Raw genomic sequence first — 16256 nt, 5'->3', positions numbered from 1 at the left:
CAATTCTTATTTCTCACCAAAAATCTTCACATCATCGACCATAAATGCGCCATTTAATGTTTTATCTTTTCCTGAACCTACATATCTAAAGGCAATATTTATATTTCCGGTATAGGCAGATAAATTTATTCCGCCAGAACTCATAAATTCACGAGAAGGATTTGACAATGTGGGAATTTTCGCTTCTAATTTTGTCCATTTTGCCTTAGTTACACTTGAGCCGTCAAAGTTTGTTGAAACATATACTTCGAGTGTATTTAATGGCGAATCGACTTTTAAATCATGCTGTGCGCTTCTAAAAGAAAGAACCGCATTTTTATAACCTGTCAAATTAATTTTGGGAGAAACCAGCCAGGCAATATTTTCGGCCGCTGTTGTACTTGTGGTATTAAATTCTGCATAACCATTTCCGGCATACACCATGCTTTTCCATAATTTTGTTGCTTTTTCTACAATGTTACTCCAGCCTGGAAGTGCAAAATTGACATTGTTTTTAACCGATTGAAAATCCTCTGCAAAAAATGGAACGCTTCTTTTTCCGTTCATAACCACATCTTCTTCTGAACGAACCATTAATTGATAATCTGTACCAAACTTGGTTAAAATTCCTCTAACTTTCCCGCTTTCTTCCGGCACAAAATGATCTGCAAATTTTGCATAACTACTTGTTCTAAAAATAATTTGATTTCCGGTTTTATCACGCAGGTTCCAGTTTGTTGATCCTCCAATATTATTCGATTCTTCAAAATAATGACGTCCCAATGCAGCTTCTGTAAATTCAACATCATTAAGTTCAATCAATGTATTTAATTTACTATCTGATAATGCCTGTTCTATAGAAAGTGATTCAACCAGTTGATTTTCATCAATAATAGTACACGAAGCGTTTAAAACGTTTTTATATTCATTTTGAGAAATCCTGCCAATTGTTGGATCCCCGGCGTTGTTGACATATAAACTGCCAATCCGTAATCCTCCATAATACAAATCTGTAAATTGATTTTTAAGTTTTACATATACTTTATTCCCAAGTCGATAATCAATGTAAGTGTTTGACGCATCAATTGGGATACTAAAACCTATTGCAGGAATTTTTTCAGTGGCTTTTGTTTGGAATGAAATAGATTTAAAAAAATTCCCGCCTTCGTCACTCGAAACAACATAAGCTTCTATAATATCATCATATAAATATTGCTTAGCCGTATTACTTGAAAGTTCATAAACTTTTTCGACCGTTTTGTTTACTTTAAAATCAGGTTGAGTACACTCTAATTTTGGGTTTGCTATTTCTGTACTGCAGCTGCAAATAAATAATAATGATGAAGCTAAAAATGTATTTAAAATTATGTTTTTCATGATAAATATATTTCGATTTATAAACCGATTGTAAGATTTAAAAAATAAGTTCTTCCGTAACCGTAATAATATTTTGGACCAAATGATGGTGTTCCGCTGGATACATCTTGATTCAGTGCTCTAAAATTTGCATTTCTGGCCTGTTCAAAACCACCCGTTTTATATACTAAACCTAATGCATTATTAACGCTGGCAAAAAGTCCGATATACTTTTTATGAACTCGCCAGGATTTTCCTCCATTGATATTTAATAAGGTTATGGGATCAAATTTTTCTTGTTGTAATAATTCATTTCCTCGCTCAGAAGTTGCTTCGGGAAAAGGAAATCCATTTGCGGGATTAATGTAAAATTGTGATGTCCTAGAAATGGGTGAAACATCAATATAGTTATCGGTTAAATAATTAATATTTGCTCCAATCCACCAATATTTAGGATCTCGGTATTCTAAACCTAATGAAAGTGCATTTTGAGGCGTTCCGGCTTGTTTGTAATTTTTAAGATACGCTTTACCAAAATCAAAAGTAGTCTGCGCCCCGTCTTTTGCTGCGTTTGCATCGTTTGTAATCGATACATTTGGATTGCTGTTGTAAATATAATTTCCGTAAGCCGCTGATAAAGTTGTTTTAAAAGTTGAGGAAATCTGATATTCAAAACTCAATTCTGCTCCTGTATTTTTCTTATCCAGCTGAGTTAAAGTCTGGCTCACAAAAGCATCTGTTGGGTCATAACCGGCTCCGTTATCAAAGATTCCTTCGGCATAGAAAAAAGAAGTTTTCGATGTGTTTTTTATTAGCGTATAAAAAGCTGTTAAACGTAATTTCAAGTTTGGTGCACGATAAATATAATTAGCTTCGGCACTTGTAATATTTTCACTTTCAATCCCATTAACTATATTATTATTTAATCTTGAATTTGAAAATGTATTTCGAAGCGATGGTGCTCTGGTTAAATGTGCACCATTAAAAAACAACCATTGTTTTCCTGAAATTTTATAGGTGAAACCTCCTTTAAAACCAAAGTTTTCAAAATTTATTTTCTCACTTTTCCCTAAAGAAGTGGTTGGGTAAATTCCGTTTTGGTACAATCCTTCTCTTTGATAATTAGAAACTGAATAGAATTGTGCCAAATAAAATTCGGTTTTATTGTATGAGAATTTAAACTGTGCAAAAGCATTGATTGTATTAGCTAAAAAATTATAGTTGTATCCATAAATATCTCCTTTTACAACTTGTCTGTTTGGATTTTGCAAATCAGACTGCGAAAGATCGCCTTTGTAAAAAGGGTCAATATCTTCAAAATATTTCCCGCCAAGAAGATCTAGTAAATATTGAAAATTATGTGATTTTAAATTCTGATAAGTAACTCCTCCATCAAAAGAAATATTTGGAGTTAACTGCGTGTTTAAATTTGAATTGACTGCAAAAGTTTTGTCGTCAGTTCTGTCTTCATATAAAACATAATGGCTTTTTGCAGGTTCATAACCATTTTCACCTGGTTTTTGATTTGCAGAATACAGGGCGTTCCAATCAATTTGTGAATTTGCCAGAAATGTGAGTTTGCTTTTTTCAGCATTTTCATAATCCGGCGTAAATTCTCCCGAAAATTCACCTTTATCTTTTGCATAAAGCGAGCTGAAATAACTCGGCATTTTTCTATAATAAACTGGATCTGGACTGTCGCCATTTTGATAATCAATATTGCTGTTTCCAACTTTCCCAAATTGATACAGAACGCTCGAATTCAGGTTTGTTTTTTCATCAATTTTAAAATAATGATTCAGCATGAATAGCGGTTCTTCAACAGTTTTTACTCTTGCATTTCGCTTTTTGTCATTCTGAAATCCCCAATACGAATTGTATTTTTCACCCATTAAACTGGTTACTTCATTTGTATTTGGAGAATTTTTTCCACGGGAATTGGGTGTATGAAATCCGGTAAAATTGATTGAATGTTTATTGTTTAATTTTTTCTCAACACTTATAAAAAAGGAATCAGCATTGAAGTTTGTTCCTTCAAAATAACCTTCGCCTGCCCATCTTTTTCCTGCAGAAACTACATAAGCCCAACCGTCAATATCCATTCCGGAAGCATAAGTTGCAATCCCACGCAAACTGTAGGTTGTATTACTTCCGGAAAAGGTTAGCTGTCCTCCTTTTCGATATAAAGAAGCCCGGGTAAAAATTTGCTGCGTTCCTAAAACGCCGCCAAAAGTATAATTTGAAGCTGCTGTTCCAACCGAAAATTCCTGATTACGAAGCACATTATTTAGTCCACCCCAATTGTTCCATTGCGGCCTGCCGTCGTATATTTTATTCATGGTCATTCCGTTGAGCATCATGGTTCCGTTTTCGCTGTCTAAACCACGAACCCTGAATCGGGCTTGACCCCAATTAAATGCCGATGCCTGCATAAAAGCATCTTTTGAAGATTGCAAGAGCCCCGAAGTCATTTCAGTTGAACTATTATCATCAGATAAATCACTCTCTAATAAAGTGATCAAAGCGGCGGGAACTTCATCTGAATAAATATCTTCTAATTGTAATACCCCGAGATATATAATCTGACCAAAATTAGAATGAATTTTCAGCAGTAAATCCTTGCAGTCCTGACTGTGAATCAAAAGCAGTTGTTCACCTTCTATAGGAGAACTCAATTCAAATTTGCCTCTTTTAGAAGTAAGTTTTGTGATAGTAGAATTTTGAATACTTACTACAACATTCTCCAGAGGATTTTGCGTTTTAGCATCGACAACAATTCCTCTAAAAACTGTTTCCTGTGCAAATGCAAAACTAAAAGACCATAAAATAAAAAAGAGCGCGTATTTTTTTACCATTAAAAATTCCAATTTACTTTGAAAATTGTTTTCGGATATTAATCCTATTCAAAAGATAAAATTGGTTTTTGGAAAAGAGTCTTGTTGGTAAGACAAGCAAACTCTGGGATCAAATGTAGAGAAAAACAATTCTAAAAAAGAAATAAATTCTTACAAAAATAATTTAATTTAAGATTAAGTTTAAAAAACACGGCGCAAATCACCCTAATCCGTTAAATCTGTGGGCAATAAAAAATTAAGCAGAAGTTCTGATTTTTGTAACCATAAAAGCAATCAGAACACCAAAAACTCCAATAAAGGCAAAAGAAAACTCTAAACCAAAGTTTTGAGCGATGTGACCAATTACCGGCGGCCCCATTAAAAAGCCTAAAAAGCTTACGCTTGAAACTATTGTTAAGGCTTCTCCCGGCGGAACGGTTGGATTTTTCCCAGCCATACTATAAACGGTTGGAACAATAGTGGCAACTCCTAAACCAACTGCCATAAAAGCAATGGTACACGGAACAATATAGGGAAGAAAAACAGCGGTAAAAAGTCCGGCAGAAATCATAACACCACTTATCTGCATGACACGTTCACGGCCAAATTTATTGATTAATCCGTCACCTAAAAATCTTCCTCCGGCCATCATAATCATAAAAGAAGTATATCCTAAAATTACTAATGGCCCCGGTGCTTTTACTACATCTTTAAAATAAACGCCGCTCCAGTCAAACATCACACCTTCGCTCGCCATACTGCAAAAACCAATTACACCAAGCCAAATTAAGGCACTGTCTGGCTTTACAAAGATTTTTCTTTTCTCTGTATTGTGTTTGATTTTTTCTTTGGCACGAATTAAAAATTTAAAATTAAAAGCTACCATTAATAATACAACACCGCCAACAATCAAGAAATGATGTAATGGTGTTAAGTTTAAAGCCAGCATTCCTAAACCAACTAATGCGCCTGTGAATCCTGCGAAACTCCACATTCCGTGAAAAGAGGACATGATTGTTTTTTTGAAAAGTACTTCGGTATAAACGCCTTGTGTATTTACGGCTATGTTGGCTAAATTTCCGAATAAGCCAAATAAAAATAAGCCAACCGATAATTGTAAACCAGTTGTAGCTAAACCTAAATTAGCCAGACACAAAACATACATTATTAAAGAGAAAACTAAAATGCGATGGCTTCCGAATTTGGTTACCATTTTTCCCGAAAAAGGCATGATAATTAATTGTCCCATTGGCAGGGAGAAAAGTATGGAACCTAAATCGCCTTCGGTTAAATGAAGTGCTGTTTTTATATCCGGAATTCGACTTGCCCAGGTTGCAAAACTTAATCCCATTCCGAAATAAAACATTCCAACGGCAAAACGAATTCGGTTTAAATACGAAGCTTTTGCTTCTCTAAAAACTTTCTTGATTTTTCCTTTAGTCTGAAAAAGTTGTAGTGGATTAAAATTTATCAAAATGTATGCGTTTTGGGATTATATTATAAATGTACAAAAAACCTTTGTATTTACTTAAAGGTACAAATTGTTGAATTATTTACAACGTTATTGTTTATAAATAGCGGAGTTTTGCCCACATATTTCTACGAATTTGCCCACGGATTTTACGGATTAAACGGGTTTACACAGATGTTATTTTATTTTCACGCATAAAAAAAGACACACTGCTGTGCGTCTCTACGATATACATTATGTTTAATTTATTACACTATTAAAAAATTAAAATCAGCGTAAACCCGTTTAATCCGTAAAACCCGTGGGCTATAAATTAATCACAGTGCGCTGCGCACTACTTGCAATTGCAGCTTCGATGATCTGCATTACTTTTACGCCGTCTTGGGCTGTAACTGGTTCTGCAACATTGTTTGTTATAGAATTGAAAACTCCGTCAAAAAAGGAGAAATAATTTCCCTGAAGTGTCGGTACTTTTTCACGGATTACCTTTCCGTCAATTTCTGTATGCAGAATTCCTTGTAAATCGTCTGGTTCTTTTCCCCAAGATTCTAAGTTTGGTTTTTTACCAATTTTTAATTCGTCTTCCTGAATGTCTCCGCGATGTTTTAAGAAAGAGCCTTTTTTTCCATGAATCGTATACGCGGGATTTGCTTCTCTAACAAAGAAACCTGCTTTTAATCGTACTCTAAAATCATCATAAATCAATAATAAATCGAACCAGTCATCAACTAAAGAGTTTTCTCTTGTGATTCTCACATCACCAAAAACCGATTTTGGCGAGCCGAATAAACAAATAGCCTGATCTATAATATGCGGACCTAAATCTTTTAAAACTCCGGCTCCGTCATTGGCAGTTTCTTTATGGGCTTTTGGGCTTAATAACGGATTGTATCTGTCGAAGTGAAATTCGGCTTCTACTAAATCTCCCAGAACACCTTCATTGATTATTTTTTGAATGGTTTTAAAATCACTGTCCCATCTTCTGTTTTGAAAAACGGCTAATTTTAATCCTTTTTCGTGAGCGATTTTAGCTAATTCTTCTGCCTCGGCTACAGTTGTGGTGAAAGCTTTTTCGACCACGGCATGTTTTCCTGCCAGAAGTACTTTTTTAGCATATTCATAATGCGTTCCTACCGGAGTGTTTACAATCACCAAGTCAACATCATCGGCTAATAGATCGTCGATTGAAGGATAACTTTTTACGTATGGATAATCTTCCTGGATTAGTTTTTTGCTTCTTTCCCAAGATCCTAATAATTCAAAACCGGGATGAATATCTAAAAAAGGTGCGTGAAAAACCTTTCCCGACATTCCGTATGATAATAGTGCTGTTTTTATTTTTTTCATTTTGTATGTTTTTTTTGCCACAGATTAATGTGATTAAAAAGGATTTTTTCTTTTGCCGCGAATTTCACGAATTATCACGAATTTTTAATTTTTTTTAAACGCAATGATTTGTGGAAATTCGTCAAATTCGTGGCAACCAAAACTAAAAAAATCACTTTAATCTGTACAATCTGTGGCTAATAAAAATTTAAATCTTAGCTCGTTCGTATTGTTTTGGCCATTGAATATCGCTGTCTAATTCTTTGGCGAAATCTAACGGTAAATTTGGATTTCTTAAAGATTCTCTGGCAAACAAAATTAAATCAGCCTGATTGTTTTTCAAAATTTCCTCGGCTTGTTTTGCTTCGGTAATTAAACCTACTGCACCTGTCAAAATATTAGCTTCTTTTTTCACTTTTTCTGCGAAAGAAACCTGATAACCCGGACCAATCGCGATTTTTTGATGCGAAACTAATCCGCCAGACGAAACATCGATTAAATCTACTCCTTTTTCTTTTAATATTTTTGAAAGCTGTACCGATTCTTCAGGATTCCATCCGTTTTCTGCCCAGTCTGTTGCTGAAATTCTAACGATTAAAGGTAAATCTGAAGGCCATTCGGTTTGAACAGCTTCTACAATTTTCAGCGTAAAACGGATTCGGTTTTCAAAACTTCCTCCATATTCATCAGTTCTTACGTTAGTTAAAGGAGATAAAAACTGATGCAGTAAATAACCGTGTGCGGCATGAATTTCTAAAACTTTATATCCGGCTTTGACAACTCTTTTTGTTGCGTTTTTAAAATCAGAAATTACTTTTTGGATTCCGTTTTGGTCTAAAGCTTCGGGAAGAAAAGGTTCTCCGTCATGATACGGAATCGCACTTGCAGAAACTGTCTGCCATCCGCCTTGAGCGAAATCTAATTTTTTATTTCCTTCCCACGGAGAAGAAACACTTGCTTTTCTTCCGGCATGCGCCAGTTGAATTCCGGGAACAGCATTTTGAGAAACTATAAATTCATTGATTTGTTTTAGTTTTTCAATATGTTCGTCTTTCCAGATTCCTAAATCGGCAGGAGAAATTCTGGCTTCGGGAGAAACCGCTGTGGCTTCCTGAATAATTAATCCGGCGCCTCCGCTTGCACGGCTTCCTAAATGAACCAGATGCCAGTCGTTTGCAAATCCGTCAACTGCCGAATATTGGCACATTGGCGAAATAACAATTCTATTTTTTAAGGTGATGTTTTTTAAAGTTAGGGGAGAAAATAATTGTGAAGCCATGTTTGTAACTTTTAATGGTTTTAGACTACCAATAGATATTGACAGCCGTTTAAAAAGTAAAGTTACTGTATCTTGTTAAAACGAGAAATTGAAATGTTTATTAATTAACAAACATTTAAATTAAATTCTGTTTATTCCACAAATTATAATATTCTGATTTTTGTTCTAATAAGTCCAAATGATTTCCAGATTCAACAATTGCTCCATTTTTCATCACTAAGATTGTATCGGCGTTTGCAATTGTACTTAATCGGTGTGCAATAACGATTATAGTTTTTCCTTGTGATTTAAAACTATCTATCACTTCTTTTACAATTTTTTCAGAACTAGTATCTAATGATGATGTTGCTTCATCCATTAATAAAATTTCAGGATTTTTATATAATGCCCTTGCTATTGCAATTCTTTGTTTTTGTCCTCCAGAAAGCATCGCTCCGTTTTCACCAATCTGTGTTTCAAAACCATTTGGGAACTTTTCTAAAAAATCAGTTATCCCTAACTGTTTCGATAAATCTAAAACTCGTTGAATATTTGGAAATGAATCCCCCAAAGCGATATTTTCAATAATATTTCCAGAAAACAAATTTAGCTGCTGCGGAATAACACCAACGACTTTCCGTAAACTTTGATAATGAATAAATTGAATATCATATTCTCCAATATAAATTTTGCCTTCTTTTATTGGATACAAATTTTGGAGTAATGAAATTAATGTTGTCTTTCCGCTGCCGCTTTCTCCAACTATGGCAGTCATTTCATTCTTTTTGAATACTGCATTAAAGTTTTTAAAAACCTCTACACGAGAACCATAACGAAAAGAAACATTTTCAAACTTTACATCTCCTAAATTTTCTTTTTGCAATTCAATTTTGTTTTCTGTTTCTTCTCTTTCTAAATCCATGATTTCAAAAAGCCTGTCTGCTGCAATCAGGGCATTTTGTGCTGTTTTATTCATATTAATCAACGAAGCAACAGGAGAAGTGAAATATGCAATTAAAGCATAAAATGAAAACAATTCTCCCGGAGTAATAGCTCTGTCTATTACATAATCAGATCCAATCCACATTAAAATTATGGTAAATAGAGAAGCCAGAAACTGTGTCGAAGTTGTGGCAAAAATTCCATTTAGACCAGATTTATAGGTGGTAAATAAAAGTTTTACAAATTTGTTTTCTGTCTTTAGATTTGAAAATTCTTCAATTCCAAACTCTTTTACAGTTCTAACATGAGTAATACTTTCAACTAATTGAGTTTGCAAGTCAGCAGCATTCTCCATAATGTTCCGTTCAACTTTTTTGTTGAATTTATTTAGAAGAAAATATACCAATGCATAAAAAGGAATTACAAGAATAATAACTAATGCCAATTTCCAGTAATAGGTAAACATTAATATAAATGAAAAAATAACAATAAAAACATTGACAATCATTTCTATTGCCACTTCATTTATAAAAGAACGAATTTTTACGGCATCATTTATTCTTGATGTGATTTCTCCTATTTGCATCGTATCAAAAAAACGCTGAGGCAAATGCAATAAATGTTTATAATAGCCAAGAATTAATTTAGCATCAATTAACTGTCCCGTTTTCATCACAAAGATGCTTTTTTGTGAGCCAATATATGCTTGAAGTAAAACAATAGCCATCATAAAAATACTTAACAAATTGAGCAGATTTCTATTTCCATCAACCAAAACATAATCTGTAATTTTTTGTATGTAAATCGACATTGCCAATCCTAAAACCGTATGCAATACAGCCCCAACTAAGGCTTGACTTAAAATCGTTTTGTGTGGCTGAATTAAATTTAAAAACCTTTTTATAGGTGAAGTTTTTTCATTTAGAGTTTTAAAATCAGCATTTGGGGCAAAAAGTATTAATACTCCTGACCATATTTTTTGGAAATCTTCAAAAGTATATACTCCCATTTTACCAAAACCCGGATCCATAACCGTAATTTTAGATTTTTCTACTTTATAAATTACAACATAATGATGTAACTGCTCTTTTGTAATAATATGTGCAATAGCAGGAAGCGGAATTTTATCTAAAGAATCTAAACCTCCTTTTACACCTTTGGCAGTAAAACCCATTTTCTCAGCCGCTTCAACAATTCCCAAGACATTTGTACCACGTTTATCTGTATTGGCATACTGTCGTATTCTTGCTATGGGCAGATTAACTCTGAAATGATTTCCGATAGAAGCCAAACAAGCAGCACCACAATCTTTAATATCATGTTGTTTTATATTTATTGAAGCCATTTATTTTTTATTTGATATTTGTTTTGGGTTTAACCAATCGTCAATTTTATCAAATAACAAATCGAATAAACTTCTGCGGGTAATTATGAATCTTGTAGTTAAGGTCATGCCTTTTGAAACACTGGTTTTGTAACCTGATTTTAGTTGTAAGGTTTGCGAATCTAAAGCACAACGAATTTTAAAAAAAGCCTGATCGCTTTGCATTGTTATATTATGATCAATATCAATTACTTTTCCTTCTAACAAACCCCATTGATTGTAGTTGAAGGCATCTAACTGAAATTTTACTTTTTGGTTTTTCTTTATCAAACCAATGTCACTTGGCGAAACATTACATTCTACAACAAGGTGGTCTGCCGAAGAAATGGTTGCGATAGATTGAGAAACATTTATAAAAGAACCTTTTTGAATTCCTGAAAAGTTTTCTATCGTTCCGGAAATCGGAGCTAGAACAAAATAATTATTCCCTTCAATATTAATTTTGGAAACCGTTCCATTGATATTTTTTACTCGCTCTTCTAAATCTCTTTTCTGGTTTTCCCATGTAGATTTTTGTTGACTAATTAAACTTTGAAGTGCCTGTTTTGTTAAGCGTAATTCATAATCAAGCTTTTCAAAATCTGCCTTTGCAATAATATCTTTATCATATAAGATCTTATTGCGGTCATAATTTATTTGCGCTTGTGCTATTTTGCTTTGCAATTCATTTTTTGCAGATTGGAATTTGAATAGATCTTCACGTGCTGTAGAAGTCAGCAAATATGTTGTTTTATTTTGCAAAAGATTTGAAATATCTTTTAATAATTCAACAACAGAAACAGATAAGTTATCCTGAGTTCTTTTATCACTTTCAAGATTTTCTTTAGAAATTTTTAAAAGTGTATCGCCTTTTTTTACAAAAGAATTATTTTTTAAAGCTATCCAATTAACTTTTCCGCTAACAATTGTTGTAATAGGAACATTGTCTGTTTTACTTCGAATTATTCCACGGCTCTGACTACTAATGTCTATTTTGATTACAGGTAATAATCCAAAAAAAATCAGAATGGCAATAATTATAATCAAATAGATTGAAAAACTCTTTGTTTTATTTTTTGCAATAAGATTTTCGAGAGTATTAATTGGATCTGAACTGAAATTCATTATTTGACGTTAAAACATAAATTATTTAAAAAGATAGCCAACGGAATGACCCAATAAATAAAGGGTTATAGATATAAATATTCCCAACCTAATCTGTTTTAGAAATTTAGATGATTCCATAAAAAATTGAATTATTTAAAGGTTCTTAATTTGAGTTAAATGTTCATTTACATCGAGTAAAAACCAGCATTAAAATCATCGATTATTTTTTTTGCTTTAATATAGTCTTCTTCTTTAACCTTTAGTTTTACGGAATTAACATCTCCAATCAAAACTCCCCATGGATTAAAAACAGACATTAATGATGAATCTTCAAAAACCATTATAGAGAAACTTTCCAGCAATGCTTTTAAAATTATTGCTTGTTCTCTACTTCCTTTATGGACGGATATTCTACTTTGTTGTTCTATCATTTTATTTATTTAATCAATAATCATAAAACCAACCTTACTTTTATGATCTAAAATATTATGATTTAATCCTACTTTAAATATTAGATAGGAATAAATAAAGTCTCCTATCGCCCCCAAAGTCATAGAAAAGCCTATAAATAAAAAAATGAAATTATTATAGAGAAATCCGTAAATTGAAGGTAATAATCCTAATATGAAAAAGGGTGCAAGTGCAATAACTAACATCTTTTTTGATTGTAAAGGTTCAGTACAATTTGCAAAGGGCATCAAGTACTTTTTTATAAAACCAAATTTTACTGATTTCCATCCTTTTTTTGAAAAAAGTGCCATAAAAAAACCATGTATAAATTCATGTACAACTATTGCAATGAAAATAATTAAATTAGGAATTAATAAAATTAAAATAGTATTTACTTTTTTGTTATCGAAAATCTGAAATGATGCTTTTATATCTTTCAAGTTCTGAACAAAAAGTTCATTCCATGTCAAGTATAAAATCAATAGAAAAAATAAAATAATAGGAATGCTTATTATTATCCCATAAAATTGCACTTTTTTTGAATCAATAAAGATCTCTTTCATAGATAATTATAAGGGAGGAAATAAAATCGGTTTTTATATTTTCTTACTATAGCTGAAATTATTAAAGTTCTGAGGTAATTCATTGAGAATCTCTAATTTATTTGAAGTTATAGTTGGTTTGATTTTGATGACTTTTGTTTTACTATCAATTTCAACCTTATGATCACTTCGGATATTTACCATATCTAAATGTTGAACTTTAAAGTTATAGTGTCCCTCCCTCAAATCTATAATGGCATATTCGTTTGCTTTTAATTGCCCAAACGAATTATTATTAATCCAAATGTTCAATCTAGCTGTATTATCCATTTTATGCAAAATATCTGCTCCATTATAAATCAAGACTTTTCCATTTCCAAGTTTATCTAATCCAACATTTTCAAAACCATCCTTAACAGAAGTATATTCAGAAGGAATTGCTTTTAAAGCGCAAGATGATAATAAAAGAATTGCAAAAGAAAATATAATTAATTTTATTGTTGTTGTATGTGTTCTCATTGTAATTGACATTAATGTTTATTTTTCAGATTGAAAAGAGCCTTGATTTAATAATCAAGACTCTTTAATTAAATTTTATTAAAACATAGATCCACCTGAAAATAAATCTTCTCTATAATAACCTGTACCACCATCGCCACCTGGACCATTAACTTTTTTACTATTGTTGTTAGAAATTAAACCAACTCCTATTATTATTATTCCAAGACCAATAAATGTTAAAAGTTCTCCACCATGCACTTCTTTTATTTCCTGAGCATTCAATTCTACTAAATTCAAATTTTCTAAATTCATAATTTTAAATTTTAAATGGTTAATTAAATAAATTCAACAAAATCATTTTCTCGAGAACGTTTTCGTTATAGCAAACTTATCAGAGTTCCGTCTAATAAAATTGGACGGAAGTTTGAACCTCCAAAAATTTCTTTTGATTCATCATCTTTTATAGTTTTTAGCGAAAAGTTTACTATCAATTCAAAAGAGGTTTCATAATAATAGCTTTCTCTCTTTTTACAATATTTTAATGGAGCGTCTAATTCTTTAATTATATCCAATTCATTATAAAGCTGGCTTCTGCTCAAACTTAGCTTTTTTGCAAAAACACTTGGAGTACCTGTTTTTTCAGCAATAATTAATTTATGCATCCTTTTAATTCTTTCGATTTGCTTAATAAAAAACATAGTTTACAGTATAAAAATTAATAAATCATTTATTACTTTAAGAATCTTCAACAGGTTATGTTAACTTTTCATGAATTGAGTTCTTTTTCAATAATGATGAAATTAAAACGGAAGCTTCTAAGGCATTGCTCCTAAAAGTTTTTAAAATATTAAAATAGGGTATTTGTAACATTCCTCACGAATGAGTTACTAATATTATACAGACATAAGATAAGTTTTGCTTAATTTAAAAGTAAGGGCATTAATTAACAAACATTTAAAACCTTATGTATTATATTGCGCTTTCAAATTAAAATAGAAACGCTACTTTTGTGCGTTAAATACGAACTAAAAATACAAAATGGATATAGTTATCAAACTCTCTCAATTTCTATTGAGTTTATCTTTACTTATTATTCTTCACGAATTAGGGCACTTTATTCCTGCCAAATTGTTTAAAACGAGAGTTGAAAAATTTTACTTATTTTTTGATGTTAAATATTCGCTGTTAAAAAAGAAAATTGGCGAAACAGAATACGGAATTGGATGGTTACCGCTGGGAGGTTATGTAAAAATCTCCGGAATGATCGACGAGAGTATGGACAAGGAGCAAATGGCGCTTCCGCCGCAGCCGTGGGAATTTCGTTCTAAACCGGCTTGGCAGCGTTTAATTATTATGCTTGGCGGTGTTACGGTAAACTTTATCCTGGCGTTTATTATATATATAGGAATGGCTTTCGCTTATGGCGATACATATATTGCAAATGCTGATTTAAAAGATGGAGTTGCAATTGACAATCCAGTTATGATAAAAGCAGGATTTAAAACAGGAGATAAAATCATTTCGATTGATGGAAAAAAAGTAGAAAATTTTGACAGCGACATGAACATAAATGTCATTATGGCAAAACAAGTTTTGATCGAAAGAAATGGGCAGCAGCTTACAGTTAAAATGCCAACTGATTTTGTTGACCAGCTATCTAAATATGAAAAAGGATTACTTATAAATATCCGTACTCCTTTTGCAATTGGAAAAGTTGATGAAAATTCTCCTAATCAAAACTTAAAACAAAAAGATTTGATTCTTTCTCTTAACGGAAAAAAAATCAAATATTTTGATGAAGCAAAAGCTGTTTTAGAAGCTAACAAAGGAAAAACAATTCCTGCTGTTGTTTTACGTGACTTAAAAGAAACTACTTTAAATCTAAAGGTTTCTCCAAATGGAACATTGGGGGTTTATAGAGGTGGTCTAGACATTAAATCTTTAGAAAAATTAGGTTATTATAAAGTAAGCACGAGAGAATATAGTTTCTTTGAATCTATTCCGGTTGGAATTCAAAAAGGAAAAGATCAGTTAGTAGGTTACGGAAAACAATTGAAAATGATCTTTAATCCTGAAACAAAAGCTTACAAACAAGTGGGTGGTTTTGCAGCGATTTACAACATTTTTCCGAGTTTTTGGAGCTGGGAAACGTTCTGGTCAATCACGGCTTTATTGTCAATTATGCTTGGAGTTATGAATTTATTGCCAATTCCGGCACTTGATGGCGGACATGTGATGTTTTTATTATATGAAATTATCAGCGGTAAAAAACCGAGCGATAAATTCCTTGAAAACGCCCAAATGGTTGGCTTTGTACTACTTATAGCACTGCTTTTGTTCGCAAACGGAAACGACATTTATAAGGCAATTATCAAGTAAAAAAATATTTTGAGAAAAAGAGTTAAAATATTTTTGAGAAACTAAAAATTCAATTATATTTGCACTCGCTAAAAAGAGCAACAACTTCCTCCTTAGCTCAGTTGGTTAGAGCATCTGACTGTTAATCAGAGGGTCCTTGGTTCGAGCCCAAGAGGGGGAGCAACTTTTTTTAGCAAACATATTTACCTTTAAGGTGATTCCTCCTTAGCTCAGTTGGTTAGAGCATCTGACTGTTAATCAGAGGGTCCTTGGTTCGAGCCCAAGAGGGGGAGCTTAAAAAAAGACGATCAAATGATCGTCTTTTTTTGTTTATAAGCTTTTTCTACTCAAAGTTTGTCATTTCGACTGAAAGGAGAAATCGCACTCGAAGCTCTACAAAGATTGGCGATTTTGCATGTCGAATTACTAGTGCGATTTCTCCTTTCAGTCGAAATGACAAAACTGAGCCTACATTCAATCGAATTTCAAATATAGCACGTGGTTTCAACCACGGGAAACGTTATACAGATCACAATAAATACATTGCCAAACATTGCGTTCCTACGGTTGAAACCGCAGGCTATGTTTACTATATTGTACAAACCTTTATTGATTTAACTTCTTGCTTATTTTTAAGTTTCATTATATTAAAATTTTTACCCTGAAACAATTTCATCATTTCCCTCTCAATTCAATCATATTTCAAACATAGCCCGTGGTTTCAACCACGGGAAACGCGATACAAATTATAAAAAATGTATTACCCAAA

Annotated in this window: 13 protein-coding genes and 2 tRNA genes; 3 read left to right on the top strand and 12 right to left on the bottom strand. The window is 32.5% G+C overall.

Features of this window, described 5'->3' with window-relative positions:
- Positions 1–6: 6 nt before the first annotated feature.
- The 12 genes from APR43_RS10430 to APR43_RS10375 all read right to left on the bottom strand — a co-directional run bounded on the left by APR43_RS10430 (position 7) and on the right by APR43_RS10375 (position 13791).
- On the bottom strand, positions 7–1356 hold the full coding sequence (locus APR43_RS10430; RefSeq protein ID WP_053472871.1) for a DUF5689 domain-containing protein: 1350 nt from the start codon (positions 1354–1356) through the stop codon (positions 7–9).
- A 17-nt stretch (positions 1357–1373) separates the two neighbouring features.
- Positions 1374–4190 (bottom strand): TonB-dependent receptor, encoded by a 2817-nt coding sequence (locus APR43_RS10425; protein ID WP_053472872.1) that lies wholly within the window; start codon positions 4188–4190, stop codon positions 1374–1376.
- Positions 4191–4425: 235 nt separating this feature from the next.
- Positions 4426–5643, bottom strand: a complete 1218-nt coding sequence (locus tag APR43_RS10420) for an MFS transporter (RefSeq protein ID WP_082356448.1) — start codon at positions 5641–5643, stop codon at positions 4426–4428.
- A gap of 303 nt (positions 5644–5946) precedes the next feature.
- Positions 5947–6987 carry a Gfo/Idh/MocA family oxidoreductase gene (locus APR43_RS10415; protein WP_053473027.1) on the bottom strand — a complete coding sequence of 347 codons (1041 nt, stop codon included), beginning with the start codon at positions 6985–6987 and terminating at the stop codon, positions 5947–5949.
- 187 nt (positions 6988–7174) lie between these two features.
- Entirely contained in the window at positions 7175–8245 is a 1071-nt protein-coding gene (locus APR43_RS10410; RefSeq protein ID WP_053472873.1) for an NADH:flavin oxidoreductase/NADH oxidase, read from the bottom strand.
- 115 nt (positions 8246–8360) lie between these two features.
- Positions 8361–10511: a peptidase domain-containing ABC transporter gene (locus tag APR43_RS10405; RefSeq protein ID WP_053472874.1), complete on the bottom strand. Its 2151-nt coding sequence runs from the start codon at positions 10509–10511 to the stop codon at positions 8361–8363.
- A complete protein-coding gene (locus tag APR43_RS10400; RefSeq protein WP_053472875.1) occupies positions 10512–11654 on the bottom strand; it encodes an HlyD family secretion protein in 1143 nt (380 codons plus the stop codon).
- A gap of 167 nt (positions 11655–11821) precedes the next feature.
- Positions 11822–12067: a hypothetical protein gene (locus APR43_RS10395; protein ID WP_053472876.1), complete on the bottom strand. Its 246-nt coding sequence runs from the start codon at positions 12065–12067 to the stop codon at positions 11822–11824.
- Positions 12068–12076: 9 nt separating this feature from the next.
- On the bottom strand, positions 12077–12649 hold the full coding sequence (locus tag APR43_RS10390; RefSeq protein ID WP_053472877.1) for a DUF3267 domain-containing protein: 573 nt from the start codon (positions 12647–12649) through the stop codon (positions 12077–12079).
- Between the two features lie 33 nt (positions 12650–12682).
- Positions 12683–13147, bottom strand: coding sequence for a hypothetical protein (locus APR43_RS10385; protein ID WP_240514944.1), 465 nt, complete (start codon positions 13145–13147; stop codon positions 12683–12685).
- 78 nt (positions 13148–13225) lie between these two features.
- Positions 13226–13441, bottom strand: a complete 216-nt coding sequence (locus APR43_RS24615; protein WP_053472879.1) for a hypothetical protein — start codon at positions 13439–13441, stop codon at positions 13226–13228.
- 65 nt (positions 13442–13506) lie between these two features.
- On the bottom strand, positions 13507–13791 hold the full coding sequence (locus tag APR43_RS10375) for a hypothetical protein (RefSeq protein ID WP_082356451.1): 285 nt from the start codon (positions 13789–13791) through the stop codon (positions 13507–13509).
- 376 nt (positions 13792–14167) lie between these two features.
- On the opposite strand from APR43_RS10375, the gene rseP reads away from it, so the two are divergent.
- The 3 genes from rseP to APR43_RS10360 all read left to right on the top strand — a co-directional run bounded on the left by rseP (position 14168) and on the right by APR43_RS10360 (position 15780).
- On the top strand, positions 14168–15508 hold the full coding sequence (gene rseP / locus APR43_RS10370) for an RIP metalloprotease RseP (protein WP_053472881.1): 1341 nt from the start codon (positions 14168–14170) through the stop codon (positions 15506–15508).
- Between the two features lie 86 nt (positions 15509–15594).
- Positions 15595–15668, top strand: a tRNA-Asn gene (locus tag APR43_RS10365).
- A gap of 38 nt (positions 15669–15706) precedes the next feature.
- Positions 15707–15780: transfer RNA gene (locus APR43_RS10360), tRNA-Asn, on the top strand.
- The last annotated feature ends 476 nt before the right edge of the window (positions 15781–16256 follow it).

The organism is Flavobacterium sp. NLM (genome assembly GCF_002210235.1).
GTDB classification, from domain to species: Bacteria; Bacteroidota; Bacteroidia; order Flavobacteriales; family Flavobacteriaceae; genus Flavobacterium; species Flavobacterium panici.
This window is presented reverse-complemented; position numbering and strand designations above follow the sequence as displayed.